The sequence below is a fragment of the Rugamonas aquatica genome (genome assembly GCF_009380215.1).
GTDB classification, from domain to species: Bacteria; Pseudomonadota; Gammaproteobacteria; order Burkholderiales; family Burkholderiaceae_D; genus Rugamonas; species Rugamonas aquatica_B.
Map to the genome: position 1 here is coordinate 148653 of NZ_WHUG01000006.1, position 25674 is coordinate 174326.

General features: G+C 63.5%; 20 protein-coding genes and 1 tRNA gene. 12 read left to right on the forward strand and 9 right to left on the reverse strand.

What is annotated here, in order from left to right; all coding sequences use genetic code 11:
* Window positions 1–56 precede the first annotated feature (56 nt).
* The 5 genes from dnaG (at window position 57) to GEV02_RS16955 (ending at window position 6546) form a co-directional block, all read left to right on the forward strand.
* The gene (gene dnaG / locus GEV02_RS16935; protein ID WP_328595836.1) at window positions 57–1853 is read left to right on the forward strand and encodes a DNA primase; all 1797 of its coding nucleotides are present in this window, start codon (window positions 57–59) and stop codon (window positions 1851–1853) included.
* Window positions 1854–2344: 491 nt separating this feature from the next.
* The gene (gene rpoD, locus GEV02_RS16940) at window positions 2345–4585 is read left to right on the forward strand and encodes an RNA polymerase sigma factor RpoD (protein WP_408014830.1); all 2241 of its coding nucleotides are present in this window, start codon (window positions 2345–2347) and stop codon (window positions 4583–4585) included.
* 104 nt (window positions 4586–4689) lie between these two features.
* Window positions 4690–4768, forward strand: a tRNA-Ile gene (locus GEV02_RS16945).
* Window positions 4769–4950: 182 nt separating this feature from the next.
* Window positions 4951–5235: a helix-turn-helix domain-containing protein gene (locus GEV02_RS16950; protein WP_152839092.1), complete on the forward strand. Its 285-nt coding sequence runs from the start codon at window positions 4951–4953 to the stop codon at window positions 5233–5235.
* Window positions 5236–6546 (forward strand): type II toxin-antitoxin system HipA family toxin, encoded by a 1311-nt coding sequence (locus GEV02_RS16955; protein ID WP_152839093.1) that lies wholly within the window; start codon window positions 5236–5238, stop codon window positions 6544–6546.
* A gap of 12 nt (window positions 6547–6558) precedes the next feature.
* On the opposite strand, the gene GEV02_RS16960 is transcribed toward GEV02_RS16955, so the two are convergent.
* On the reverse strand, window positions 6559–7431 hold the full coding sequence (locus GEV02_RS16960; RefSeq protein WP_152839094.1) for a LysR family transcriptional regulator: 873 nt from the start codon (window positions 7429–7431) through the stop codon (window positions 6559–6561).
* A 91-nt stretch (window positions 7432–7522) separates the two neighbouring features.
* On the opposite strand from GEV02_RS16960, the gene GEV02_RS16965 reads away from it, so the two are divergent.
* Entirely contained in the window at window positions 7523–8308 is a 786-nt protein-coding gene (locus tag GEV02_RS16965; protein WP_152839095.1) for an SDR family NAD(P)-dependent oxidoreductase, read from the forward strand.
* A gap of 5 nt (window positions 8309–8313) precedes the next feature.
* On the opposite strand, the gene GEV02_RS16970 is transcribed toward GEV02_RS16965, so the two are convergent.
* Both GEV02_RS16970 and GEV02_RS16975 read right to left on the reverse strand, forming a co-directional pair.
* Entirely contained in the window at window positions 8314–8937 is a 624-nt protein-coding gene (locus GEV02_RS16970; protein ID WP_152839096.1) for a hypothetical protein, read from the reverse strand.
* 54 nt (window positions 8938–8991) lie between these two features.
* On the reverse strand, window positions 8992–9879 hold the full coding sequence (locus GEV02_RS16975) for a bifunctional helix-turn-helix transcriptional regulator/GNAT family N-acetyltransferase (protein WP_152839097.1): 888 nt from the start codon (window positions 9877–9879) through the stop codon (window positions 8992–8994).
* Window positions 9880–9981: 102 nt separating this feature from the next.
* On the opposite strand from GEV02_RS16975, the gene GEV02_RS16980 reads away from it, so the two are divergent.
* Together GEV02_RS16980 and GEV02_RS16985 are read left to right on the forward strand one after the other, a co-directional pair.
* A complete protein-coding gene (locus GEV02_RS16980; protein ID WP_008451864.1) occupies window positions 9982–10344 on the forward strand; it encodes a DUF5710 domain-containing protein in 363 nt (120 codons plus the stop codon).
* A 1-nt stretch (window position 10345) separates the two neighbouring features.
* Window positions 10346–11407 (forward strand): histone methylation protein DOT1-like protein, encoded by a 1062-nt coding sequence (locus GEV02_RS16985; RefSeq protein ID WP_152839098.1) that lies wholly within the window; start codon window positions 10346–10348, stop codon window positions 11405–11407.
* On the opposite strand, the gene GEV02_RS16990 is transcribed toward GEV02_RS16985, so the two are convergent.
* Window positions 11404–12288, reverse strand: a complete 885-nt coding sequence (locus tag GEV02_RS16990; protein WP_152839099.1) for a LysR family transcriptional regulator ArgP — start codon at window positions 12286–12288, stop codon at window positions 11404–11406. The two genes, GEV02_RS16985 and GEV02_RS16990, sit on opposite strands and share 4 nt — an antisense overlap.
* An 87-nt stretch (window positions 12289–12375) precedes the next feature.
* Between GEV02_RS16990 and GEV02_RS16995 the strand changes: the two genes are divergently transcribed.
* Window positions 12376–12981: a LysE/ArgO family amino acid transporter gene (locus GEV02_RS16995; RefSeq protein WP_152839100.1), complete on the forward strand. Its 606-nt coding sequence runs from the start codon at window positions 12376–12378 to the stop codon at window positions 12979–12981.
* An 822-nt stretch (window positions 12982–13803) separates the two neighbouring features.
* Window positions 13804–15543 carry a putative bifunctional diguanylate cyclase/phosphodiesterase gene (locus GEV02_RS17000; protein WP_235922807.1) on the forward strand — a complete coding sequence of 580 codons (1740 nt, stop codon included), beginning with the start codon at window positions 13804–13806 and terminating at the stop codon, window positions 15541–15543.
* Here GEV02_RS17000 and GEV02_RS17005 read toward each other — a convergent pair.
* Window positions 15536–15859 carry a hypothetical protein gene (locus GEV02_RS17005; RefSeq protein WP_152839102.1) on the reverse strand — a complete coding sequence of 108 codons (324 nt, stop codon included), beginning with the start codon at window positions 15857–15859 and terminating at the stop codon, window positions 15536–15538. The two genes, GEV02_RS17000 and GEV02_RS17005, sit on opposite strands and share 8 nt — an antisense overlap.
* A 38-nt stretch (window positions 15860–15897) precedes the next feature.
* Entirely contained in the window at window positions 15898–17181 is a 1284-nt protein-coding gene (locus GEV02_RS17010; RefSeq protein ID WP_152839103.1) for an NRAMP family divalent metal transporter, read from the reverse strand.
* Between the two features lie 202 nt (window positions 17182–17383).
* Between GEV02_RS17010 and GEV02_RS17015 the strand changes: the two genes are divergently transcribed.
* Window positions 17384–19630: a TonB-dependent receptor gene (locus tag GEV02_RS17015; RefSeq protein WP_152839104.1), complete on the forward strand. Its 2247-nt coding sequence runs from the start codon at window positions 17384–17386 to the stop codon at window positions 19628–19630.
* 125 nt (window positions 19631–19755) lie between these two features.
* Window positions 19756–21423 carry a methyl-accepting chemotaxis protein gene (locus GEV02_RS17020; protein WP_152839105.1) on the forward strand — a complete coding sequence of 556 codons (1668 nt, stop codon included), beginning with the start codon at window positions 19756–19758 and terminating at the stop codon, window positions 21421–21423.
* Window positions 21424–21519: 96 nt separating this feature from the next.
* On the opposite strand, the gene GEV02_RS17025 is transcribed toward GEV02_RS17020, so the two are convergent.
* Genes GEV02_RS17025 through GEV02_RS17035 form a run of 3 tightly spaced genes read right to left on the reverse strand, consistent with a single transcriptional unit; the run spans window position 21520 to window position 25504 of the window.
* Window positions 21520–22182 carry a dihydrofolate reductase family protein gene (locus GEV02_RS17025; protein ID WP_152839106.1) on the reverse strand — a complete coding sequence of 221 codons (663 nt, stop codon included), beginning with the start codon at window positions 22180–22182 and terminating at the stop codon, window positions 21520–21522.
* A 32-nt stretch (window positions 22183–22214) separates the two neighbouring features.
* Window positions 22215–22388: an oxidoreductase-like domain-containing protein gene (locus GEV02_RS17030; RefSeq protein WP_152839107.1), complete on the reverse strand. Its 174-nt coding sequence runs from the start codon at window positions 22386–22388 to the stop codon at window positions 22215–22217.
* Between the two features lie 8 nt (window positions 22389–22396).
* Window positions 22397–25504, reverse strand: a complete 3108-nt coding sequence (locus GEV02_RS17035; RefSeq protein ID WP_152839108.1) for a ligand-binding sensor domain-containing diguanylate cyclase — start codon at window positions 25502–25504, stop codon at window positions 22397–22399.
* Window positions 25505–25674 lie beyond the last annotated feature (170 nt).

A 25674-nucleotide genomic window follows, 5' to 3' on the forward strand; every position in this document is an offset into this window, starting at 1 on the left:
TCAACACCGGGTCGGCGCGGCGGTATAGTCTGATCCATAACAAGACCGTCTAGCCTGTGATCCCACAATCCTTTATTTCTGATTTGCTGAACCGGGTCGACATCGTCGACGTGGTCGGACGTTATGTGCAGCTGAAAAAAGGCGGCGCGAATTTCATGGGCCTGTGCCCGTTTCACAGCGAAAAATCGCCCAGTTTCACGGTCAGCCCGACCAAGCAGTTCTACCATTGCTTCGGCTGCGGCGCCCACGGCACTTCGATCGGCTTCCTGATCGAATATTCCGGCATGGGCTTTGTCGACGCCGTCAAAGACCTGGCGCAAAACGTCGGCATGGTCGTGCCCGAGCAGGACGACAAGATTCCGCCGGCCCAGCGCGCGCAAATGGCCGCGCAAAGCCTGGCCCTGACCGAGGCGATGACGCGCGCCAGCGAGTTTTACCGCTCGCAGCTGCGCGGCGCCACCGACGCCATCGCCTACCTGAAGAATCGCGGCCTGACCGGCGAGATCGCCGCCCGTTTCGGCCTCGGCTACGCGCCGCCCGGCTGGGACAATCTGCGCTCCATCTTCCCCGAGTACGAGGCGGTGGCGCTGGCCGAGGCCGGCCTGGTGATCGACAAGGTGGACGAGGACGGCGGCAACCGCAAACGCTACGACCGCTTCCGCGAGCGCGTGATGTTTCCGATTAAAAACACCAAAGGCCAGGTCATCGCCTTTGGCGGCCGGGTGCTGGACCACGGTGAACCGAAGTACTTGAATTCTCCCGAAACGCCTTTATTTTCAAAGGGATTCGAGTTGTATGGCTTGTTCGAAGCGCGCCAGGCGATCCGCGATGCGGGTTATGTGCTGGTGACGGAAGGCTATATGGATGTGGTGGCGCTGGCGCAGATGGGCTTCCCGCAAGCCGTGGCGACTCTGGGCACCGCCTGCACCACCAACCACGTACAGAAATTGTTGCGTCAAACCGACACGGTGATTTTCAGCTTCGACGGCGACAAGGCCGGCCGCCGCGCCGCACGGCGCGCGCTGGAAGCCTGTCTGCCGCACGTGACGGATAACAAGACCATCAAATTCCTGTTCCTGCCGACCGAGCACGACCCGGACAGCTACGTCCGTACCTACGGTAACGAGGCGTTTGAGCAGGAAATACACGAAGCCATGCCGCTGTCGCAGTTCCTGGTCAAGGAAGCGGTCGGCGAGCATGATTTGCAGAGCCCGGAAGGCCGGGCCCGCGCCCAGTTCGACGCCAAGCCGATGCTGCAGGCGATGACGCCGACCTCGCTGCGCCTGCAGATCGTGCGCGGCCTCGCGCAGTTGACGCAGAGCACGCCGTCGGAGATCGAGGTGTTGTTCGAGCTGGCCAAGCCGGTCGCCGTCGCGCGCCAGGCGCCGCCCCGTACCGGGCGTCCGGTGCCGGTCGGGCTGGAATTGCAGATCGTACGCATGCTGGTGGCGCATCCGCCGCTGGCGCTGAATATCGATGCGGCGGCGCTGGCGGCATTCAATTACTTTGGCGCGGCGCCGGCCGAGCGCCTGGTCCAGCTGGTGGCGTCGGCCCAGGCGCTGGGACCGAACGGCGGTTTCGCGGCCTTCGCCCAGCATCTGAAGTCGCAGGGCGACGAGTACGACGCGCTCATCGGCGAGATCGCCAAGGAGCCGGAGGCGGACATCGATGCGGTAAGGATGGAGTTGCGCGGGATTGTGCGGCAGGTGAAGACCGAGGCGCTGAAGCAGGAGCTGAGCCAGCTGTTCGCGGCCGGATTGTCGTCCGACGAGATCGGCGTGCGCTACCGCGAACTGACGGCGCAGCAAAATCAGCTGCTGCGCGAAGCGGAGGCGGAGTTGGCTAACCGATAATGTTGTAAGGCGTTTTGTATAGTAATGTTTCTGTCATGATTGCAGAGGGGAGAAGTGGGGTTCTGCCCTCTGGAAATTGAAAAGTGACGTGCTATAATAAAACGCTAAGTGTTGTATGTTTTGGCATCGTTTTTCAGTTCAGAGTGTGTTTGTTTTCAGTAAGTTAGGCTCTTGATCGACATGGAAGAACGGGTGTCGGCGGCCAGGGCCAGCTTTGGTTACGGCAGCGCGCTACGGCGGCGCTGTATCGCAAACGTTCTGTTTGCTTTCTAACCTAGTCATGGTTTCTTGCCCCCACGCACGTGTCTGATGCAGTAGAATTTCCGCCAAGAGAGGGTGGGGTTCTGTTGAGGTCGATCGGCCCGACCAGGTGTAAGTAAGTCGTAGTATTGTCGCACTTGTGCAGTCGGCAAGTTCGAAGACGTAGGCCCGCGAGGGCCGCAAGAAACTTTATCCTAAATAAGCAAGTCGTTGTGTAATCGAAAGCGCCTGTGCCAATCAAGAAACCTGAATCCAAAGCGGCTGCAAAGCCGAGCAAAGTGACCGCAAAATCCGCTAAAACGGCGGACAAATCGGAAACGCGTGTCGCCAGCAACCCGCCAGCGGTCAGCCAGACCACCGATGCGGCGACGCTGGCTGCGATTGATACGTCGGGCTATGTGCTGCCGTCGGTCAAAGTGCCGGGCAGGCGCGGGCGCAAGCCGAAGGAATTCCAGCCGGAAAACGACGAAGTCGCCGCGCTGAACGCGGTCGAACGCGCCGAGCTGAAGGCGGTCGACAAGGCCAAGGCAAAGGACCGCAAGGCCAAGGAAAAGGCGCTGCTGAAGGACGCTTTCTCGTCGGACACGGAAGCGACCGAGGAAGAGCTCGAACGCCGCCGCCAGAAACTCAAGACCCTGATCAAGTTCGGCAAGGAACGCGGTTTCCTCACGTACGCCGAGATCAATGACCATTTGCCTGAGAATATCGTCGATCCGGAAGCGATCGAGGGCATTATCGGCACCTTCAACGACATGGGCATCGCCGTCTACGAGCACGCGCCCGATGCCGAGACCCTGCTGCTGTCCGACAACGTCGCCACCGTCACCAGCGACGACGAAGCCGAAGCGGCCGCCGAAGCGGCGCTGTCGACCGTCGATTCCGATTTCGGCCGCACCACCGACCCGGTCCGCATGTATATGCGCGAAATGGGCTCGGTCGAGCTGCTGACCCGCGAAGGCGAGATCGAGATCGCCAAGCGCATCGAAGACGGCCTGAAAGACATGATCCAGGCGATTTCCGCCTGCCCGGTGACGATCGCCGAGATCATCGCCGCCTCCGACCGCATCCGCGCCGATGAAATCAAGATCGATGAAATCGTCGACGGCCTGGTCGACGAGAGCGAGGAAGTCGCCGCGCCGGTAGCGGCCGCGCCGGCCGAAGAGGAAGAAGACGAAGAGGAAGAGGAAGAGGAGGAAGAAGAGGAAGAGGAAGAAGCGAGCGCCTCCGGCGCCGCCGGTTTCTCGGCCGAACAGCTGGAAGCGTTGAAAAACGCCGCGCTGGAAAAATTCGACGTCATCTCCCTGCAATTCGACAAGATGCGCCGCGCCTTCGAGAAGGAGGGCTACAACTCCAAGGCCTACGTCAAGGCGCAGGAAGCGATCTCGTTCGAGCTGCTGGGCATCCGCTTCACCGCCAAGGTGGTCGAGAAGCTGTGCGACACGCTGCGCGGCCAGGTCGACGAAGTGCGCCACATCGAGAAGCAGATTCTGGACGTGGCCGTGAACAAGTGCGGCATGCCGCGCGCCCACTTCATCAAAGTCTTCCCGGGCAATGAAACCAATCTGGAATGGGTGGACGGCGAAGTGGCAGCAGGGCACGCGTACAGCGCCATCCTGGGCCGCAACATCCCGACCATCAAGGAACTGCAGCAGCGTCTGATCGATCTGCAGGCGCGCGTCGTGCTGCCGCTGCCGGACCTGCGCAACATCAACCGCCAGATGGCGGCCGGTGAAATGAAGGCGCGCAAGGCCAAGCGCGAAATGACCGAGGCCAACTTGCGCCTGGTGATTTCGATCGCCAAGAAATACACCAACCGCGGCCTGCAATTCCTCGACCTGATCCAGGAAGGCAATATCGGCCTGATGAAGGCGGTGGACAAGTTCGAATACCGCCGCGGCTACAAGTTCTCGACCTATGCGACGTGGTGGATCCGTCAGGCCATCACCCGCTCGATCGCCGACCAGGCGCGCACCATCCGCATCCCGGTGCACATGATCGAGACCATCAACAAGATGAACCGGATTTCCCGCCAGATTCTGCAGGAAACCGGCGCCGAGCCGGATCCGGCGACGCTGGCCATCAAGATGGAGATGCCAGAGGACAAGATCCGCAAGATCATGAAGATCGCCAAGGAACCGATTTCGATGGAGACGCCGATCGGCGACGACGACGATTCGCACCTGGGCGACTTCATCGAGGACAACAACACGCTGGCGCCATCCGACGCCGCCTTGCACGCCTCGATGCGCGGCGTGGTCAAGGACGTGCTGGACTCGCTGACCCCGCGCGAAGCCAAGGTGCTGCGCATGCGTTTCGGTATCGAAATGTCGACCGACCACACGCTGGAAGAAGTGGGCAAGCAGTTCGACGTGACGCGCGAGCGCATCCGTCAGATCGAAGCCAAGGCGCTGCGCAAGCTGCGCCACCCATCGCGTTCGGACAAGCTGAAAAGCTTCTTGGAAGGCAACTAAGACTTGACTAGTGGCGGCGCTAGCCCTTATCCTCGCGAGTTCGTTTTAAAAACGACCGCGCGTAGGAGGGGCCGGCGACTGTCCCCAGCGCAAAGCAATACCCTGGGCCTCTAGCTCATGCTTGGTTAGAGCAGCGGACTCATAATCCGTTGGTGCCGTGTTCGACTCACGGGAGGCCCACCAAATTTCACATGAAAATCAAAGCACCTGGATGGATTCCCGTCCAGGTGCTTTTTTCATTGGTTGCCGGATTTATTCTTTCACGTAATATGATTGGATGTTATTACGTCTTTCCATAAAATTGCTTTCTCAATAATTTACATTTTGATGTAAAATTTTAGAGCGAATTTATCTGAAAGAATAAAATGAAGGTCTCCGAGCAATTACAGCTGCGTCGCCGCGAGTTGGGGAAGACGCTGCAGACCATCTCGGATCTGACGGCGATGAGCGTGCCGCAGGTTAGCAACGTACTGAGCGGGAAAGTAGATTCCCGGCTCAGCACCGTCGAGGCGCTGGCGGACGCCATGGATGTCAGTCTGGTCCTGGTCCCCAAGCATCTGCTCCCCGAGGTCGCCCGCCTGTTGTCCGGTAAAACCATCGGGCCGGACGATGTGCCATCAACGGTCGATCGGCTTCTGCAGGGGGCTTAATTGAGCAACGCGTTGAGACCGCGATATCTGGAAGTGTGGCTACACGGGCAGCAGGTCGGCTGGCTGTGCGAAGCAGGACGGGTAACGCGCTTCATCGCTACCGAGCAATACCTGGCCGATACGCGGCGCGCCACCCTGTCGCTTTCCATGACGGTGCCGGGCGCCGAACAAGTGACGCAGCAAACGCTGAAAAACTACTTCGACCCGGCGCTGTACCGCGAGCGCGGCGAGTTGCCGCCATTCTTCGCGGGCCTGCTGCCGGAGGGGCCGCTCCGCCGCCGGCTGGCCGCCACGCGCAAGAGCGAGCTCGACATGGATGACTTCGGCATCCTGGCCGCCGCTGGCGAAGACTTGCCCGGCGCGGCCACCGTGGTGCCGGCCAAGCTCGACAACCTGACGGCCGCCGCCCGCGCATATGGCGTCACGGGCGGCGCCGACAACCTGGAAATTGGCGTGCCCGAGCAGGCCGCCGAAGGCGCGGCATCGCTATCGGGCGTGCAGGACAAGCTGGCGCTGTCCCGCGCCAAGGATGGCAAACGCTACTGCATCCCGGTCAAAGGCAAGCCGTCCGACCTCGTCGCCAAGCTGCCCCTGGCCGGCGACGACTCGCAAGTGATGAATGAGTACGCATGCATGACGCTGGCGGGCCTGGCCGGGGTCAACGTCGCGCAATGCAGGCCGGAGCCGATGAGCACGCTGATCGGCTATCCCGAATTGGTAGACGCCTTGGGGGCAGGCACGCGCTTCCTGGCGGCCGACCGATTCGACCGCGGCCCCGGCGGCGCGGTGCACATGGAAGACGCCTGCCAATTGCTGACGCTGATGCCTGGCCAGAAGTATTCCGGCGCCAAAGAATTCGTCAAGCTGATCCAGGTGCTGGACCGCCTCGGCGTGCGTGGCATCGAGGATGTGCGCCAGTTCTTTGTCCGGCAGACCGTCAACGCGCTCATCGGGAATTCGGATGCACACCTGAAAAATTTCAGCGTGCTTTACCACAATGGCATCCGTCCCGAACTGTCGCCGGCCTACGATATCGTCTGTGTGGCGGCACTGCCCGGCTTTCGCGGTTTCGGCGCCAATGTCGCCATCGACAGACTGCAACGACAAGCGACACTGGCCACCTACACCTCGATCGCCCGGCAGGCCGGCATATCGGAACGCATCGCCAAAGCGGCTGTCATTCAAACGGTTGCGCGCGCCAGGGATCTCTGGCCCAAGGCCATGCAGGATCTGGCTATGCCGGATGCGGTGCGTATCGAGATCGAAGACCGGTTGAGTACGCTGCCACTGGCACGCGGCGCAAAGTCCTGATCGAACTTCCCGTCACCAGTTGCGGGCGGCGTCCATCAGCTGCTGACGGCAAACGCTGACGCGGCCGGAGGCGCTGCTTCCTTTCGCGCTGGCGATATACAGCGCGAACTGCGGCGCGCGTTTCGGCAGCGGCAGCGCGATCAACTGTCCGGCATGCAGCAGCGGCCGGCACAGGCATTCAGGCACGACCGCCAATCCGCTGCCCGCCGCCGCTGCCTCCAGCGCGGTTTGATAGTCCGGCACGATGGTCGAAGGCAGCTCCGGACTGCCGCCAAACACCTCGCGCCAAAAACTCGCCAGCGGCGGGACCGGTCCCTGCAAGTCGATCAACGGCAAGCCTTTCGGCGCGGCCGACTTGGGCAGGCGCTCGCGCAATGCCGGCGCGCAGACCAGTTGCTGGCGGCCCTCATGCAGCAATTCATAGTCGATGCCTTTGTGCGGGATGCGCGCCAGCGTGACCACCATGTCGAGCTCACGCGCGGCCAGCGCCGCCACCAGCGCGGGCGGCGGCATCGCGCGCAGGTCGAGCCGGATCGCATAGCGCGGCAGCGTGCTCAGCGCGGACAGCAGCAGCCGCGAGAAGCCGCTGGTCGCGCCCACGTGGATCACTCCGGCAAGGCCATCGCGCTGCCCCGCGCCGCTGCCTATCAGGGCGTCGAGCGCATCCAGGTGCGGCCCCGCCTGCCGTTCGAGTTCGATCGCTGCCGGCGTCGGCGCCAGGCCGCGTGGCAAGCGGGTGAACAGCTGCGACTGCAAGCGCGCTTCCAGTATCTTGATGTGGCGCGAGACGGCAGGCTGGGTCAGTTGCAGGTCGAGCGCGGCACGCGAGATCGAGTTGTGCCGGTAGACGCTGAGGAAGCTGCGCAGATGCAAAAGGTAAGACATCTTTTATTTTATGGTTAGACCAATAATTGATGATTTGATTTTAGCCTAGTCACTTTGTAATCTGGCGTCAAGCATACACAGGAGACTAGCGATGACCGAAACAAACAGCCTTGTTCCCACCTACGCCGACCTGCGCGGCAAAGTGGCCCTTGTCACCGGCGGCTCGCGCGGTATCGGCGCCGCCACCTGCCTGGCGCTGGCGCGCTGCGGCGTCCGGGTCGCCGTCAACGGCCGCGACCGCGATGCCATCGCCACGACCGTGGCCGCAATCCGCGCCGAGGGCGGCGAGGCGTTCGCGGCGGCGGCCGACTGCGCCGACTTGGCCGCCGTCGAACGCATGCGCGTCGCCATCGAGGCCGAGTTCGGCTCGCCCGAGTTGTTGCTGGCATTTGCCGGCGGCGGCAGCGGACGTCCCGTGCCGCTGGCCGAGATCACCGAACAGGATTGGCGCTCAAGCATCGACCACAACCTGACCTCGACCTTCTTCACGCTCAAGTGCTTCCTGCCGGCGATGATTGCGCGCGGCGCGGGCAGCATCGTCACGATGGCGTCGGCGGCAGGGCGGGTTGCTTCGGGAGCGCCGGCGGGCTACGGGGCAGCCAAGGCCGGCGTAATCATGTTGACCAAGCACGCGGCCAACGAAGTGGGGCGGCATGGCTTGCGCGTGAACTGCATTTCGCCATCGGCGGTGCTGACCGAACGCACCGCGCTGCGCATGCCGCCCGCGCAGCAGCAAGCCATGCAGCAGGTGTTTCCGCTGGGTCGGCTTGGTCAGCCCGACGACGTGGCGTCGGCCGCGCTGTTCCTGTTGTCGGAGTCGGCGTCATGGATCACCGGCGTTACGCTCGATGTGGCGGGCGGCCGGGTGATGACGTAAGAAGGTTAGTTTGCCGCCTCGGCCGCGCGCACGTCCAGCATCGCCACCACCAGATCGTCGGCGGTCAGCAGCGCTTTCGCCGGGAAGCCATCTTCCAGCGCGACCACCGCGCCGCCGGCGATATGTTCGTTGCCGGCGGGGGAGGCCGGCATGAAGGCGAATTGCGGAAACTTGGTCTGGCCGTGCTGCGCGATGTCGCGCAGGGTGCGTGGCGCTGCGCGCAGCAGGCCGTTGCGGACGTGGCGCTGGCGCTCTTCGGTGCGCTCTTTGAGCCGCGCGCTCAAGCGCGTGATTTCGCTGTTCAGACGGTCGGACTCGGCTTGCAGGTGGTGCAGGTCGTCGTCGCTGAGCGCGTCTTCCCACTGCGTCAATTTCAGCAGGCCGCGCTTGTGCAGGGACTGGCGTTGCAAATCCAAGTCGACCGTGGCCAGCCGCGTTTGATGCGCTTCCAGATCCTGCACCTCTTCGGCGTCGCCGTGGGCGCGGTGCCATTTGTCGCTGAAGTCGAACACCAGCCCGTCGAAGTAGAAATACATCGGCAGGCCTTGGTCGAGCACTTGGCGGGTGGGCTGGTTCCAACGGCTGGCCAGTTCGGCCAGCGTCAGGGTGATTGGTTCGATGATGGGCATGGTTGTCGCTAGTTAAATCCAATCCCGGATTTTCTCACAGACGACACGGCGCCATCACTTTATCCGCTTGCGCATGAAGATGGTCGCCTGCGGGTTGTCGTTGTAGCGCGCGCAGCGCTCGTAGCCGAGTTGTCCGTACAGCTTGATCGCCGCGTGCAGGTCATCCTTGGTGTCGAGATACACCGCGTCATAGCCGGCCTCGGCCGCGTGGCTTTCCAGCGCCTGCATCAGCGCCTCGGCCAGGCCGCGCCGGCGGAAACGGTCGGCGACATACAGCCGCTTGCACTCGGTCGCGCCGGCCACTTCCGCCAGCGGACGCATGGCCACGCAGGCGGCCGCGACGCCATCGACGTAAGCGATCCACATGGCCGAGCTGGCGTCGTTGAGGAAGGCGCGGATGGCCTCGTCGTCATCGCGCAGCACGACGTTGATGACGTCGAAATATTCGTACAGCAGATGGCGCGCATCGTCGAGCTGGGCGGCGGTGGCGCGGATCACGCGCGTGGCCGGCGTCGACAGGATGTGCTGCACCTTGCCCATCGCCTCCAGCAATTCCATGCGTTGCGCTTCGCCCAGCTGGCCCAGCATGCGTACGGTTTCCGCCGAGGCGCGATGGTTGATGTCGGCGATGACGGCCTGGCCCGCTTCGGTCAGGCTCAGCAGGGTGGCGCGCTTGTCCTGCTCGGAGCGCACGCCGTGCACCAGGCCGCGCTCGCCGAGCGAGCGCACCAGGCGGCTCATATACCCGCCATCCAGGTCCAGCTTGTTGCGCAGGTGGTTGGCGGTGCAGCCGGGCTGCATCGACAGTTCGTACATGACGCGGCCTTCGCTGAGCGAATAGTCGGTGTCCAGGTAGCGACCGCGCAACAGCCCCAGGTGCACGGTGTAGTAGCGGTTGAACTGTCTGACGATTTCGGCTTGCTGTTGCATGTCCTGATGCATGGAATCCTCCAGATGCTTGCTTTTGGCAACTATATCGGCGATGTGCGGTACAGTCAACCATGTGCATGTAAAATGGCGGCTTCCTTTAGCGGAGTAGCGACGATGATGTTTTTAAAAGTTCCGTTTGCGGAAAAGGACGAAGCCAAGGCCCTGGGCGCGCGCTGGAATGGCGAGCGCAAGTCGTGGTACGTCCCCGACGGCAAGCCGACCGAGCCCTTCGAACGCTGGCTGGCGCCCGGCGGCGCCGATTTCGTGCCGGCCAAGGCGGCCGTCGCGCCGAAGGCCAAGCCGCTGTCGGTCGATTCGTATGTGGGCAAATCGGTGGTGGGCAAGTTCTACCAGGAGCTGCCGCACGACTGCAATCCCTTCGAGGCATGCCCGGTCTGCGCGCCGGCACTGGCCAGCTCCGGCTGGCAAGCCGCGCACGACAGCGTCGATCAAATGCTGGCCGCGCTGCGGGCCTGATATGCGCAAGGAGGATAGGCCGGCCCGGCCCATCACCAGCTTCCAGCATCCGGACGATGTGTTCGAGGCGCTGTTCCTGAGCATCCAGGGCGGCGAAAAGCATGTGCGGCCGCCGATTTCGCTGACGCCGGATACGCCTTTCCTCCAATTTATCGAAGTCGGCTACGCGCTGCGCGCCTGCCTGGAAGACCGCTCGCGCCGCGATTACCTGATCCAGCGCCTGCGTCCGCATGTGAGCGCCATCATCGGCACCCTGCCGGCCAGCCTGCTGCCGCACGGGATGCTGCCGCGCACCGCGCCGCCTCCCGGTTTCCGCCCGCTGGAGCAGATCAGCGACGCCGAAGTGCATGCCTGGCTGGCCGAAGACTGCAGCCTGATTTACGGCGAATTCCAGCGCTACGAGCTGGACAATTATTTCGAGGCGCTCGCTCCGTTCCTTCCTCCCGGCGGCGTCATGGTCGACCTGGGCAGCGGGCTGGGCAAGGTGGTGATGTCGGCGGCGCTGGCGTTTCCTTTCCAGCGCTGCATCGGCGTCGAGCTGATGGGCTACCGGCACGCGATGGCGGTCCAGCGTCTGCATGCGCTGCTGGCGCTGGCCGGGCAGGGGCTGGCGTCGCTGCCGTCGCCGCTGACGCCCGACACGCCGCTGCAGCTGCCGTTCGGCGGCACGGCAAGCGGCAGCCATCTGCTGGATCTCGCCTCGCGCATCGCCTTCATCGAGGCGGACATGTTCAAGGTCGACGTGCGTGGCGCCAGCCTGGTGTTCATGTACAGCACCTGCTTCGGCCCGCTGATGGATGCGCTGGGCGACAAGCTGGCGCGCGAGATGCAGGAAGGCGCGCTGGTCAGCTCCACGACTTATGCGCTCAAGCATCCGGCATTCAGGCTGCTGCACTATTTCCCTGCCGGCACCGTGGCTTGGACCAGCGTGATGCTGTACCAGCGTATCGGCCCGCTGGAGTCACTGGCGCCGGCCGCCGCGCAAGCCGCCTATGAACCCGATCTGGATGCCTGGGAAGAACGCGTTCGGCAAGACCTGGCGGCGCTCGATGGCGCGGCTTAAAGCAGGTATTTGCGCGCAGTAGCGATCATATTGTCAGACAATGTGCGCGTAAATGCCGTCTGGATATCCCACATATGCCAGATCAGCGGCACGTCCAAGTAGTCTCCCGGCGTTATTTCCACCAGCGTTCCTGTGCTCAGCTGAGTCGCGCATTGCAGCGCCGGCACCATGCCGTAGCCGAAACCCGCTTCGATAAACCGTACAAAACCCTCCGAACTGGCGAAGGAATGGTGGGGATAGTGGCCGGTGTAGCCGGTGCGGCGGGCGATGTAGCGTTCCTGCAGCGCATCCTTGCGGTCGAAATTCAGCGCCGGCGCCTGCTGCACGGCCTCGGCCGTCATGCCTTGCGGGAACCATTGCCGGGCAAATGCCGGGCTGGCGACGCAGTGGTAGCGCATGATGCCCAGCGGAGTCGAAGTGGTGCCCGCCACTTGCGCCGCTTCGCTGGTGACGCAGCCGAATACCCGGCCCTCCCGCAACATCGTCAGCGTGTGATCCTGGTCATCCAGGCGGATGTGCAGCAGGCAGGCGCCGCTGCTCATCAGCGGGGTGACGGCTTCCGGCACCCAGGTGGCGGCGCTGTCGGCGTTGACGGCGATGGCGATCTCCGGCCGCGCCTCGCCGGCATCCGGGCGGTGCAGCAGCGCCGCCTCCAACAGCCTCACTTGACGATAGTGGGCGATCAGGCGCTGTCCCGCTTCGGTGGGGGAGGGCGGCTGGCTGCGGACGATCAGCAACTCGCCAGCGTTGTTTTCCAGCATGCGTATCCGCTGCGAGACGGCCGACTGGGTGATCGACAAGGCCACGGCGGCCTTGTCGAAGCTGCCGTAATCGATGACGGCGTCGAGCGCGGCCAGGCCGCGATAGTCTACCTGCTTCATTAGCGTCTCTAATATTTGGTCAGTATTATTAATTATACTTATCTTTGCGGGAGATCTAAGCTGTCGGCATTGTTCAAGGAGAAAAATATGGAAGCCACGGCTTTTTTTAAAGGAATCGGTCTCGGCGGCAGCCTCATCGTCGCTATCGGCTCGCAAAACGCTTATTTATTGCGGCAGGCGCTGAAACAGGAATTTGTATTAACTTGCATCGCCATTTGCGTCGTCTGCGACGTTGTATTGATCGGCGCCGGCGTGGCCGGCATGGGCCAATTGATTGTGGAAGCGCCCACGCTTTTATTCTGGATTAAGATCGCCGGTGCCGGTTTCTTATTCTGGTACGGATTGCGGGCGGCGCGTACGGCCTTCAATCCCGGAGTTATGGAAACCAATGAAAACTCCGCAGCAGGAGATCGACGAACAGTTATTGCCGCCATGCTGGCATTCAGCCTTTTAAATCCCCATGTTTATCTGGATACGGTTGTATTGCTGGGTTCAATAGGTGGACAGCAGACCGGGAATGGCCGCTGGTATTTCGCGCTGGGCGCAATGCTCGCGTCGTTGTTATGGTTTGGCAGCCTGGGATTGGGGGCTCGCTACTTAACGCCGGTATTTGCCAAACCACGAGCCTGGCAGATATTGGATGGCGTGATTGCGCTGGTAATGTGGGCGTTGGCTATCTCCTTATTCCTCTAAACACAATCCAGGCAACTGCGCCGGGGGCGTTGCGCGCAGGTGCTTTGGGTCAAGCTGAAAACTGGCGGGAACATGCTAATTTTTGGCATAAAAAGCATGGTTGCCCGCTCTTTTTCAGTCGGAGAGCCGCATTGTGCCAATCGGCAACACTCCGCTCGGCCCGGAATACCGCTGGCGCAGCCGTTCAGCATACAATGAGGGAAGTTACTCCAATACAGTTCTTGGGCCAGACGCCGGCCGATATCTATGAGCACGGACCTCAGCAATTACGCCCACCTCTCCGCAGTAGCGGCTGCCTTTTCAGCAGACGCTATTCTGAGTACCTTACTTATTTTCCTCTGGCTAATGCAGCGCAAGGAAAAGCATGCCTTATTCTGGGGGCTGGGGCAGTTGTCGGTAATGAGCGGAATAGTTATCTGGTTTATCGGCGACCGCATCTTGTCTGAAGCCGTACGTATTCCGCTTTGCGCCACCTTGCTCTCCGCCGGCATGATCGGATATTGGAGCGGAACGAAATTCTTCCTGGGTGAATTACACCGTTATCAAATCCGTTTGATATTGCCAGCCGGATTATTAATATCCATCATAAGCAGTGTGGTTTGGGTGGAATATCCCGATTTGCTGGCGCCAGGCAGTGCCCTGATTTTAGGCTTGATGATGTTGTGGTGCGGTCAGCGCCTGATTAATAATAAAAACCGTTATCGCTTGCTCGGCATAACGTTGATATTGCGAGGCGGGTTTAATGTCCTGACCTCTGTCACGCTGGGGCCGGAGTTATATCTGATCTGGTTTATCGGCACCACGATATTAAAAACCCTCAGCATGCTTGGTTTGATTTACGCGGTGCAGGACGAGATTCAACAGCGCTATGCGCGCACCATCGATAGCCTGAGCAACGGCTTCCTGATCCGCGACCGTCGCGGTTACGTGATGGTGGCGAACGAACGCTGCGCAAGATTGCTGGGCTTCAACGCTCCCGCCGACCTGATCGGCCGCCACGTTTCCGAGTTGCTTCCCGGCCTCACGCGCCAGATGGCCGACCAGTACTTCAGCCATTTCCTGACCGAAGGCGTCCAGTTCCCCATCGTCGACACCACCATCCTGACCTTGCATAACGGCAATAAACTGCCCGTCGAGATGCTGGGCTCGCCGTACGAAGCGCGCGGCCGCCTGTACTGCCTGGTCCAGTTGCTGGATATCAGCGAACGCAAAAAGAAGGACGACCAGCTCTACCAGGCCGCCCGCATCGATCCCGTCACCGGCTATTTCAACCGCCACGCGCTGTCCAAGCGGCTGGAAGAGGAGGTCGCGAAAGCCGCCTCCAGCGTCTGCGAATGCGCCGTGCTGTTCATCGACCTGGACAAGTTCAAGCGCGTCAACGATTCCTTCGGCCACGCGGCCGGCGACGAGTTGTTGCGCCAGTGCGCGCGCCGCCTGCACGGCGTGCTGCGCCCGCAGGACGTGCTGGCCCGCTTCGGCGGCGACGAGTTCATCGTCATCCTGCCCGGCTTGCCCATCGGCACCAGCGAACAGACCGCCAGCGACTGCGCCACCGGCATCATCGCCACCATGGCCGACAGTTTCAGCCTGTCCCATCACGCGATCGGCGTATCGGCCAGCGTAGGCATCGCCTGCTATCCATCGCACGGCAGCGATAGCGATACGCTAATCCGCAACGCCGATATCGCCATGTACGAAGCCAAGAAGGCCGGGCGCGGCGAGATGCGCTTCTTCAACGACGCCATGAACGCCGCCGCCAAGGATGCGCTGGTGATCGACGGCGCCTTGCGCGGCGCCATCGAGGCCGGCGAATTCCATCTGGTCTACCAGGCCATCACCGACGCCCACACCGGAAAATTGACCAAGGTGGAGGCGCTGCTGCGCTGGAACAGCGCTTTGCTGGGCGCGGTGCAGCCGGACCGTTTCATACCGGTGGCAGAAGATAGCGGCATGATCGTCGAACTTGGCACCTGGGTGCTGAACGAAGCGTGCCGCCAGGTGGGGCAGTGGAAGGCCGGCGCGCTGGGCGAGATCACCATCAGCATCAACGTCTCGGCCTGGCAGCTGGCCGATCCGCGCTTCGTCGAACTGGTGCGGCAGGCGCTGGCCGCCAACGGCCTGGCGCCGCGCCAGCTGGAGCTGGAATTGACCGAAAGGGTGCTGATCGACGACGGCGGCCAGGTGCAGGCGGTGCTGGCGCAGTTGCGCGCGCTGGGCGTCAGCATTTCGCTGGACGACTTCGGCACCGGCTACTCCTCGCTCAGCTACCTGACCCAGTTCCACCTGAACACGCTGAAGATAGACCGCGCCTTCGTCATGGATATCGAGCACAGCGAGCGCAGCAACAACCTGGTGCACGCCATCATCGCCATGGGCCACAGCCTGGGCCTGCAACTGGTGGCGGAGGGCGTGGAGACCGCCGGCCAGGCGGCCATCCTGGAAAAGATGGGTTGCCACTACCTGCAGGGCTACCATATTTCGCGGCCGATACCGGCGGAGGAACTGCTGGTTTTTGCGGACGGCCTGCTCGACAGGCCGCACGTAGATAATTTCGCTATTTAGCCGCTGAGGTCGGCAGCTTTTGCGCCGCCTCCTCGGGCGTCAGTATCCAGATGCGGTCGATATTGCCGTTCATGTCCACCGTGTAGTTGACCACGATATCGCTGCCGCGCAGCGCGGCCGGCATTTCGATCATATTGTCCTGGTTGAAGATGCGCGCGGCCGGTGACAGCTGGCGCGGCTTGCCGTCGATACTGACCTCGGGGAAGTAGCCGGGCGTCATCTTGCCGCGCAGCGCATGCGCCGGGAACGGCCGCTCGAACGCCAGCGCCGACAGCGACAGCAGGCCGGCCATCAGCAGTGCAAAGAATCGCAGCATACGCAGCTCCCCAAGTGACGAGGCTTCAGCTTACCCGATTATTTTCCCATCGTGGCGAACATCGCCAGCACGGCGGCGGCCATCACGCCGGTGCACAGCCAGCCCAGCACGCCGAGCCGGCGCGAGATCACCAGCTTGCCCATCACCGCCGGCCGCGCCGCCAGCAGCATCACCACCACCATGATGGGCACCGAGATCACGCCATTGACTACCGCGCTCCAGTACAGCGCGCGGATGGGATCGATGTTGGTAAAGCACAGCGCGGTGCCGATGGCGGTCGAACCGATGATGATGGCGTAGAACCTGGGCGCACCGGAATACTGCAGCTCCAGGCTGTTCTTCCAGCGCATGGCGCCGGCGATGGCGTAGGCGGCCGAGCCGGCCAGTACCGGCACCGCCAGCAGGCCGGTGCCGATGATGCCCATGCTGAACAGCGCGAACGCGAAGTCGCCGGCGATAGGCCGCAGCGCCGAAGCCGCCTGCGCCGACGACGCGATCTGCGTGATGCCGTGCGCGCCCAGCGTGGCGGCCGTGGTCAGCATGATGAACACCGCCACCAGATTGGAAAATCCCATGCCGACCACGGTGTCGATCTTGATGCGCTGCAGATTCTGCGGCGCCTGCGCCTGCGCGTGCTTGAGCGCCCTGGCTTCGGGATCGGCGCGCAAGTCTTCCACCTCCTGCGAGGCTTGCCAGAAGAACAGGTAGGGACTGATGGTGGTGCCGAAGATCGCCACCACCGTCGTGATGTAGGCGGCGTTCCACGACAGCTTGGGCAGCAGCGCCTCATGCAGCAGCTTCAGCCACGGCAGCTTGAGCGTCAGCGCCGTGGCGACATAGGCGAGCAAGGCCAGCGTCAGCCACTTCAGCACCTTGACGTAGCGGCTGTACGGCAGCGTCACCTGCAGCACCAGCGACAGCAGGCCGGCCCCGGCCGCATACCAGTGCGCCGGGCCGCCGGCCAGCAGCGTCACGGCCTGGCCCATGGCGGCGATGTCGGCGGCGATGTTGATGGTGTTGGCCACCAGCAGCAGGCCGACCAGCAGATACAGCAGCGGCGCCGGGAAATGGCGGCGGATATTGGTGGCCAGCCCATGTCCGCTGACGCGGCCGATGCGCGCGCTGATCGCCTGGATGCCCACCATCAGCGGATAGGTCAGCAGCATGGTCCACAGCATGCCGTAGCCGAACTGTGCGCCGGCCTGCGAATAGGTGGCGATGCCGCTCGGGTCGTCGTCGGCGGCGCCGGTGATCAGGCCGGGGCCCAGCTTGCCCAGCCAGCCTGGTTTGTTGCCGGTTTGCGGCGGTGTAGTCATGTCCATGGCGTCTCCCTGTCGATGACCATGCTAGGGCCGACGCCGTCCCGCAGTCCGTACGCTCGCGTACTTATCCTGGGTGAAGAAATGTTGCTATGTCACTAAGTTGTCACATTCCCGTCATCGCCGCGTCATATGCAGTTCCTACAATCTTGCCAGTTTTGATTCCAGTCCAGTTTCCACTAACTCGCAAGAAAGAAGAACAATTATGCAACAGCGCTTCCCTTTGAAACCATTGTGCCTGGTGGTCCTGCAAGCCCTGGCTTGCCACGCCTACGCCGCCGCTGACGCGGTCGATGCCGCCGCCGACAGCTCGGTGGCCGGCTCCATCGTCGGTCCGGTACAAACGGTGGAAATCACCGGTCGCGGTCAGTCGCGCCAGGTGCAGAACATCAACAAGGCCGACCTGGCCGAAGCGCTGCCGGGCACCAGCCCGCTGAAAGTTCTGGAAAAACTGCCAGGCGTGAACTTCCAGTCCGCCGATCCGTTCGGCGCCTATGAGTGGTCGGCCCGCTTCAGCGTGCGCGGCTTCAACCAGAACCAGCTGGGCTTCACGCTGGACGGCGTGCCGCTGGGCGACATGAGCTATGGTAACAACAACGGCCTGCACATCAGCCGCGCCATCTCGTCGGAAAACGTCGGCAACGTCACCGTGTCGCAAGGCGCCGGCGCCGTCGGCACCGCGTCGACCAGCAACCTGGGCGGCACCGTGCAATTCTTCACGCTGGCCCCGAGCGAGCAGCGCGGCCTGACCTTCGCGCAAACCTTCGGCAGCGATTCGACCTCGCGCACCTTCGCCCGCGTCGATACCGGCCTGATTAACAACGTCGTCAAGGCTTACATCAGCGGCACCCGCCAGCGCACCGACAAGACCAAGGGCGGCGGCGGCCAGGACCAGGATCAGCTGAACTCGCAGTTCGTGTTCAACTTCGGCGAAAACAGCCTGACCGGTTTCCTCAACTATTCCGACCGCCGCGAAGTCGACTACCAGGACGTGTCGCTGGAAATGGTGCGTCGCCTGGGCTACGGCTGGGACAACTACCAGCCTGACTGGCAGCGCGCAGTGGACGCCGCCAGGAACAAATTCAGCGGCGCCGTCAACAGCCTGGACGATGCCTACTACTCGGCCGGCGGCCTGCGCAAGGACACCATCGGCGGCCTGACGCTGAACCTGAACTTCACCAACAACCTGGCGCTGAAGACCACCATCTACCACCACGACAACGACGGCCAGGGCCACTGGTACACGCCGTACGTGGCGACCGATGCCGCCAACCCGATCTCGCTGCGCACCACCGAGTACTCGATCGGCCGCGACGGCGTCACCAGCGACCTGACCTGGGAAGTGGGCAACCACACCATCACCGCCGGCCTGTGGGGCGAGCGCAGCAACCACAACGCCACCCGCAACTACTACAAGGTGACCGGTCCTGCCGACACCATGTTCTTCCTGGCTAATCCGTTCCGCACCGACTTCAAGCAGAACTTCGTCACCACCACCTCGCAGTACTACGTGGCCGATACCCTGAGCGCCATGGACGGCAAGCTGAAGATCAACGCCGGCTTCAAGGCCATGGACGTGGACATCAAGGCCACCAACATCATCGGCACCCGCGCTGCCGGCGACCTCGACGCCGAGAAGAAATTCCTGCCGCAGGCCGGCTTCAACTACGCCCTCAGCAGCGACGACGAAGTGTTCGGCTCGGCCTCGAAAAACATGCGCGCCTTCCAGCCGGGCGTCAACGGCCCGTTCTCGCAAACCCAGGCCGCGTACAACGCCGGCGTTGGCAAGCTCAAGCCTGAAACCTCGGTCAACCTCGACTTCGGCTACCGCTTCAAGCGCGCCGACATCCAGGGTTCGGTGGCGGTCTACAACGCCCGCTTCGACGACCGTCTGCTGAGCGTGGCCACCTGCGCCGGCATCGTCGGCTGCCCATCGACCTTCGTCAACGTCGGCAAGATCGACACCAAGGGTCTGGAAGCGATCGCCGTGTGGAAGTTCAACCGCGAAATCAGCTGGTTCAACTCCTACACCTTCAACGATTCCAAGTACAAATCGGACTACACCGACAACAACAAGCTGGTGGCCGTCAGCGGCAAGCAAGTGGTGGACGCGCCGCGTTCGCTGTTCAACACCGAAGTGTCGTACGAAAGCGGTACGTGGTTCGCCCGCGCCGGCGGCAAGTACACCGGCAAGCGCTACTACACCTACCTGAACGACGGCGGCGTGCCATCGTTCTGGCTGGCTAACCTGTCGGCCGGCTACAAGCTGAAATCGCTGGGCATGCTGAAAGACCTGTCGCTGCAAGTCAACGTCACCAACCTGTTCGACAAGCAGTACATCAGCTCGATCGGCACCAACGGCTTCCAGGCCAGCGATGTCGGCGGCACCGCGCAGACGCTGCTGACCGGCGCGCCGCGCCAGGTGTTCTTCACGCTGAACGGCAAGCTGTAATCCTGCGGCGGCGGCTGGCCACGCCAGCCGCTGTTGCTAGCTCAACACAGCCCTATCACGGCGCTGGTGGCGGACTCCGCATCGTTGCATACTTGATAGTCCCGAGCAACGATGAGGAGACCGCCATGCAATGGTTTTACGACCTGAGAATCGCCACCAAGCTCATAGTTTCTTTCGGTACAGTTTTATTCCTGACGCTCATCATGGGCGTTTGTTCGCTTCTGTCGATGGGACAAGTCAACCAGGCCTCCAGCGACCTGGCGGAAAACTGGATGCCCAGCGTACAGGCGGTGCTGGCCTTGCGCGTCGATATCGGCGAACTGCGGCGCTGGGAACTGTCGCACCTGATGGTCGACGAAGAGAAGGCCATGGCGCAGTACGACCAGCGCATGACCGCCACGCTGGCGGCGCTGGCGAGCGACCGCGCACGCTACGAAAAACTCATCTCCAGCCCTGAAGAAAAAGCCACCTACGAGCGCTTCGCGCTATCCCTGCAGGAGCTGTTGAAAGACAATGACAAGTTGCTGGCGTTGTCCCGCGCCGGCCAGAAGGCCGAGGCGCGCGCCGTCATCGTCGGCAGTTCGGCCGCCACCATCGGCACGCTGATCGAGGAAGTCAACCAGCTCGTCAAGATCAATATCGACGGCGGCAATGAGGCCAGCACACAGGCCACCTCCACCTTCCACACCGCCCGCTGGACCGCGATCGGACTGCTGGCGCTGAACATCGGCATCGGCGTCGTGCTGGCGCTATGGGTGGCGCGCATCGTCTCGGCGCCGCTGCGGGAAGCGGTGGTGCTGGCGCGCGGCGTGGCCGACGGCGACCTGACGCGCTCCATCGCCGTGCAATCGGCCTGCGAGACGGGCCAGCTGATGCAGGCGCTCAAGGACATGACCGGCAATCTGCAAAACCTGGTCAGCCAGGTGCGCAGCGGCACCGACACCATCGCCACCGCGTCCAGCCAGATCGCCAGCGGCAACCAGGACCTGTCGTCGCGCACCGAGCAGCAGGCCAGCTCGCTGGAAGAGACGGCTTCGTCGATGGAAGAGCTGACCAGCACCGTCAAGCAGAACGCCGACAATGCGCGCCAGGCCAACCAGCTGGCGCAGTCGGCTTCCGGCATCGCCATCAAGGGCGGCGATGTGGTGGGGCAGGTGGTCGGCACGATGGCGTCGATCAACGAGTCGTCGCGCAAGATCGTCGACATCATCGCCGTCATCGACGGCATCGCTTTCCAGACCAATATCCTGGCGTTGAACGCGGCGGTGGAAGCCGCCCGCGCCGGCGAGCAGGGGCGCGGCTTCGCGGTGGTGGCGTCCGAGGTGCGCAATCTGGCGCAGCGCTCGGCGGCTGCGGCCAAGGACATCAAGCAGCTGATCAGCGATTCGGTGGAGAAGGTGGAGAGCGGTTCGCAGCTGGTCGACCAGGCTGGAGCCACCATGAATGAAATCGTCGCCAGCATCACCCGCGTGACCGACATCATGAGCGAGATCACCTCGGCCAGCGTCGAGCAGAGCAGCGGCATCGAGCAGGTCAACACCGCCATCGTGCAGATGGACCAGGTGACGCAGCAGAACGCCGCGCTGGTGGAGGAGGCCGCTGCGGCGGCAGAGTCGATGCAGGATCAGGCGGCCAAATTGAGCGAGGTGGTCAGCGTGTTCAAGCTGCTGGCCTCCAGCGCGCCGCCGGCTCGTCCGGCGCCGCACAGCAAGCCTGCCGCTGCGCCGAGGCCGGCGCTGAAGAAGCCGGCCAAGGCCAGCGCCGCCGCCGGCGACGAGTGGGAAACGTTTTAACCGCGCTGCCGATGCGTCATTCCCGCGCAGGCGGGAATCAATACTTCGCCTGCGATCAAGCGGCGTATGGGTTCCCGCCTGCGCGGGAACGACGGCTCAGGTGCCGGTGGGCTCCTGCCGCCGCAACACGATGTGCGTGGCTTTCTCCGTCCCGATCGATTGCACACAGGTGTATCCCAGCGTCCGCAAGTCCAGGCCTTCGAACAGCGGCTCTCCGCGGCCCAGCAGCACCGGCGAGATGGCGATGTGCAGCTCGTCGATCAGGCCCTCGCGCAGATACTGGCGGATGGTGTCCGGCCCGCCGCCGATGCGCACGTCCTTGCCGGCTGCGGCCTCGCGCGCGCGCTCCAGCGCTTCGTGGATGCCGCCTGTGATGAAGTGGAATGTGGTGCCGCCCTCCATCTCGATGGGCGCGCGCGCATGGTGGGTCAGGATGAACACCGGCGTGTGGTACGGCGGGCTGTCGCCCCACCAGCCTTTCCAGTCCGGGTCCGGCCAGTTGCCGCGATCGGGCGAGAACATATTCCGTCCGAGTATCCAGGCGCCGATATTCCGGAAACCACGGCTGGCGAAATCATCGTCGACGCCGGTCGTGCCGTCGTCCCGGCCGAGCACCGCCTGCTGGAAGGTGCGCGTGGGAAGCATCCACTGGTGCAGCTCGTTGCCGCCGGCGCCGAGCGGATGGTCGATGTCCTGGTCCGGACCCGCGCCATAGCCGTCGAGCGAGATGGTGAAACATTCAACGCGAACTCGTGTCATCGTCTGCCTCCGTGTAGTGTTTGACTATCCTATCACCCATGTCCGGGATGGCGCTCCTGCCACGCCTTCAGTGCGGCGCGGTAGCGGTCCAGTTCGTCCTGGTACATGTCTTCGACGCAGAAGGTGCAGCCGCTGTGGCAGCAGTCGCCCGGTTGCGGCGGCTGCGGCGGTTGCGGCTTGGGATCGTCGGCGGCGGTATCGCTCATCGCCATCCTCACATCGGCGGCATGGCCAGCAGCGCCATGTTGCGGCCCTTTTCCTTGGCGCGATACAGCGCGCGGTCGGCCATCTGCACCAGCAGCTCCGGCGAGCTGTCCTCGGTCGGCACCATCACCGCCACGCCGATGCTGATGGTCAGGATGCCGAACGGCGATTGCTCATGCGGCAACTGGCGCCGCGCCAGCTCGGCGCAGATTTCCTCGGCGATGCCGAAGGCGTCGGCGGCGTCGGTGGCGGCCGCCAGCAGCGCGAATTCCTCGCCGCCGTAGCGCGCCACCAGGTCGGTGGTGCGGCGGCCGTGCGTGGTGATCAGGTCGGCCACGGTGCGCAGCGTCGAGTCGCCGGCCAGGTGGCCGTAGTGGTCGTTGTATTTCTTGAAGTAGTCGACATCCAGCATCGACAGCGCCAGCGTCTGGCCGGTGCGCGCCGCGCGCCGCCATTCCGCCTCCAGCGCCAGGTCGAAGCCGCGCCGGTTGCTGACGCCGGTCAGGCCGTCGGTGGTGCTGAGCGCGGCCAGCTTGCGGTTCGACTCCTCCAGCTCGCCGGTGCGCGCCGCCACCAGCTGCTTCAGCTCGGCCTCGCGGCGGGTCAGGCGCTGGATGCGGATTTTATACGCCAGCATCAGCGAGCCGACGATCAGCGCGGCACCGCCGGCGCGGAACCACCAGCGCTGCCAGAACGGCGGCGTGATGGTGATGTTCAAGGTGGCCGGCTCCGGGTTCCACACGCCCAGGTGGTTGGCCGCCTTGACGCGGAACACGTAGTGGCCCGGATTCAGATTGGTGTAGCTGGCGCTGCGGTGGGCGGCGTCGGTCTCCACCCAGTCGCGGTCGAAGCCTTGCAGCTGGTAGGAGTAGCGGTTCTCGCTGGGCTCGGTGTAGTGCAGCGCGGCGAACTCCAGCGAGAACACCGTGGCCTGCGCCGACAGCGTCAGCGCGGTCGGCGAGGTCACCGGCCCTTCGGCCTTGACGTTCTCGCCCGGCTTGCCGTCTTGCAGCGAGTGGTTGAACACGGTGATGTCGGTGATCGCCACCTGCGGCGGCACCGAGCTGGTGCGCACCGCCGATGGCGTCACCGCCGTCATGCCGTGCACGCCGCCGAAGTACAGCACGCCGTTCTCGCCCATCGATGAAGAGTTGACGGTGAAGCCCTCGGTCAGGCCGTCTGAGGCGGTGAAGCGCGCCACCTGGCCGGTGGCCGGATCGAGGCGGTACAGGCCGGCGATGGTGCTGCACCAGATCTTGCCGTCGAGGTCGTGCTGGATGGCGAGGATCTTGGGCGCGCGCATGGCCGCCGCATACGATTTGAAGCTGATCGTGCCGTCCGGCTTGAACACCACCAGGTCCAGCCCCTTGCTGGTGCCGACCCAGATGCGGCCTTGCGCGTCCTCGTGCAGGCTGGCGATGTTGTCGTCGCTGAGGCTGTTCTTGTCGTTGCCGGCGTGGCGGTAGTGGCGGAACTTGCCGGTGGCCGTGTCGAGCAGGTCGAGGCCGCCGCCATTCCATTCCGAGCCGGCCCACACGCGGCCGGCGCGGTCTTCCAGCACCGCCGAGGTGCCGTTAACGCTGCGCGTGCCCGGGTCTTGCGGATCGTTGTAGTAGATCTTGCGGGCGTCGGTTCTGGTGTCGTAGCGTATCAGGCTGTTGCCGGTGGCCAGCCACAGCATGCCGCCGGCGCCGGGCGCGATGGCGTTGATGTAGTCGCTGGCGGTGTTGCCGAAGTGGATGACCTGGAAGGGGCTGTCCGGCGTGTCCAGCCGGTTCAGGCCGTTCGACGTGCCCAGCCACAGCGGGCCCTTGCCGTCGTCGTCCTGGTACATGCTGTAGACGATGGAGTGGCTCAGCATGCCGGGCTTCTTGTCGTCGGCGCGGTAGCTCTTGATGACGGTGCTGGTGGCCGGATCGTACAAGCTCATGCCGACGTTGCCGCCCAACCAGATGCGCCCGCCCGGCGCGCGGGACAGGCTCAACAGCGCGTTGCTGGCCGGCGCCGAACGGCTGTCGATGCGGAACGGCACGTGGCGGGTAAAGCCTTCGCTCGACAGGTTGGCCAGGCTGATGCCGTCGGTGAAGGAGGCGATCCACAGCATGCCGCCGCGGTCCTGCATCACCGCGCGCAGATTGTCGCCGGGCAGGCTGTACGGGTCGTCGGCCGCGTGCACGAACTGGTCGAACTCGCCGGTCGATTCATTCCAGCGCAGCAGGCCGGCCGACAGCGTGGTGCACCACAGCGTGCCCTTGTTGTCGATGTTGAAGTTGGTGATGCGGCTGTACGGCGAGGCGATGGCCTTGCGCGTGTCCCAGTCGCTCTTGCCGTCCCAGCGGATCACGCCCGATTCCGTGCCTATCCACAGCATGCCGTTCTGGTCGAACTGCAGCGCGCGCACGATGTTGACGCGGGCGTCGGGCTTGGGCGCCGGGTCGACCTGGTGGTGGCGGAAGCGGGTGGCGCCCGGCGCCAGGTAGTCCAGCCCACCGGGCCAGGTGCCGATCCAGACGCCGCCCTTGGCGTCCAGCGCCAGCGCGTTCAGGTCGTTGCTGGCCAGGCTGTCGGGATCGGCCTCGTCGTGCGCGTAGACGGTGAACTTGCCGGTGGCCGGATCGAAGTGCTGCAGGCCGCCCCAGCTGCCCACCCACATGCCGTTCTTGCCGTCGGAAATGATGTTCTTGATGATGCGGTGGTTCTTGGGCGCCTTGCCCGGCGGCGCGAACAGCGTGAAGTTGTTGCTCTCCGGGTTGAAGCGCGCCAGGCCGTTCTGGGTGCCGGCCCAGATGCGGCCCTGCTTGTCCTCGTAGATGGCGGATACGCGGTCGTGCGGCAGGCTGTTCGGATCGCCGGGATTGTTGATGTACTTGACCGCCTGGTAGCCGTTGTAGCGGTACAGGCCGTTGGTATGGGTGCCGACCCAGATGAAGCCTTTCCTGTCCTGCATCAGCGACAGCATCGACGGCTCGTCGCCGCCCAGCGGGCCCAGTTTCTTGAAGCGCAGCGACGGCGCCGGCGCGGCATCGGCCTGCGGGGCGAGCGGCAGCGTGGCAAGCAGGGCAATCAGCAGCAGGAATGGCAGGAGCAAACGGCGTACAACCGGCGATGACAGGAGCATGGGGGGAATCCGATGGCGGGAGATTTCTGGTCAGATTAACTATTATACATACCATTGATGCAATGGTTTCGATATAAAAGCCGGTGGTTTTTAGCGCAGTTGCCGGAAATTAGGGTATAGTTTACGGCGCTCATTGTATCCTGCTGTTATCGCGTGCCGCCCCGCCGGTC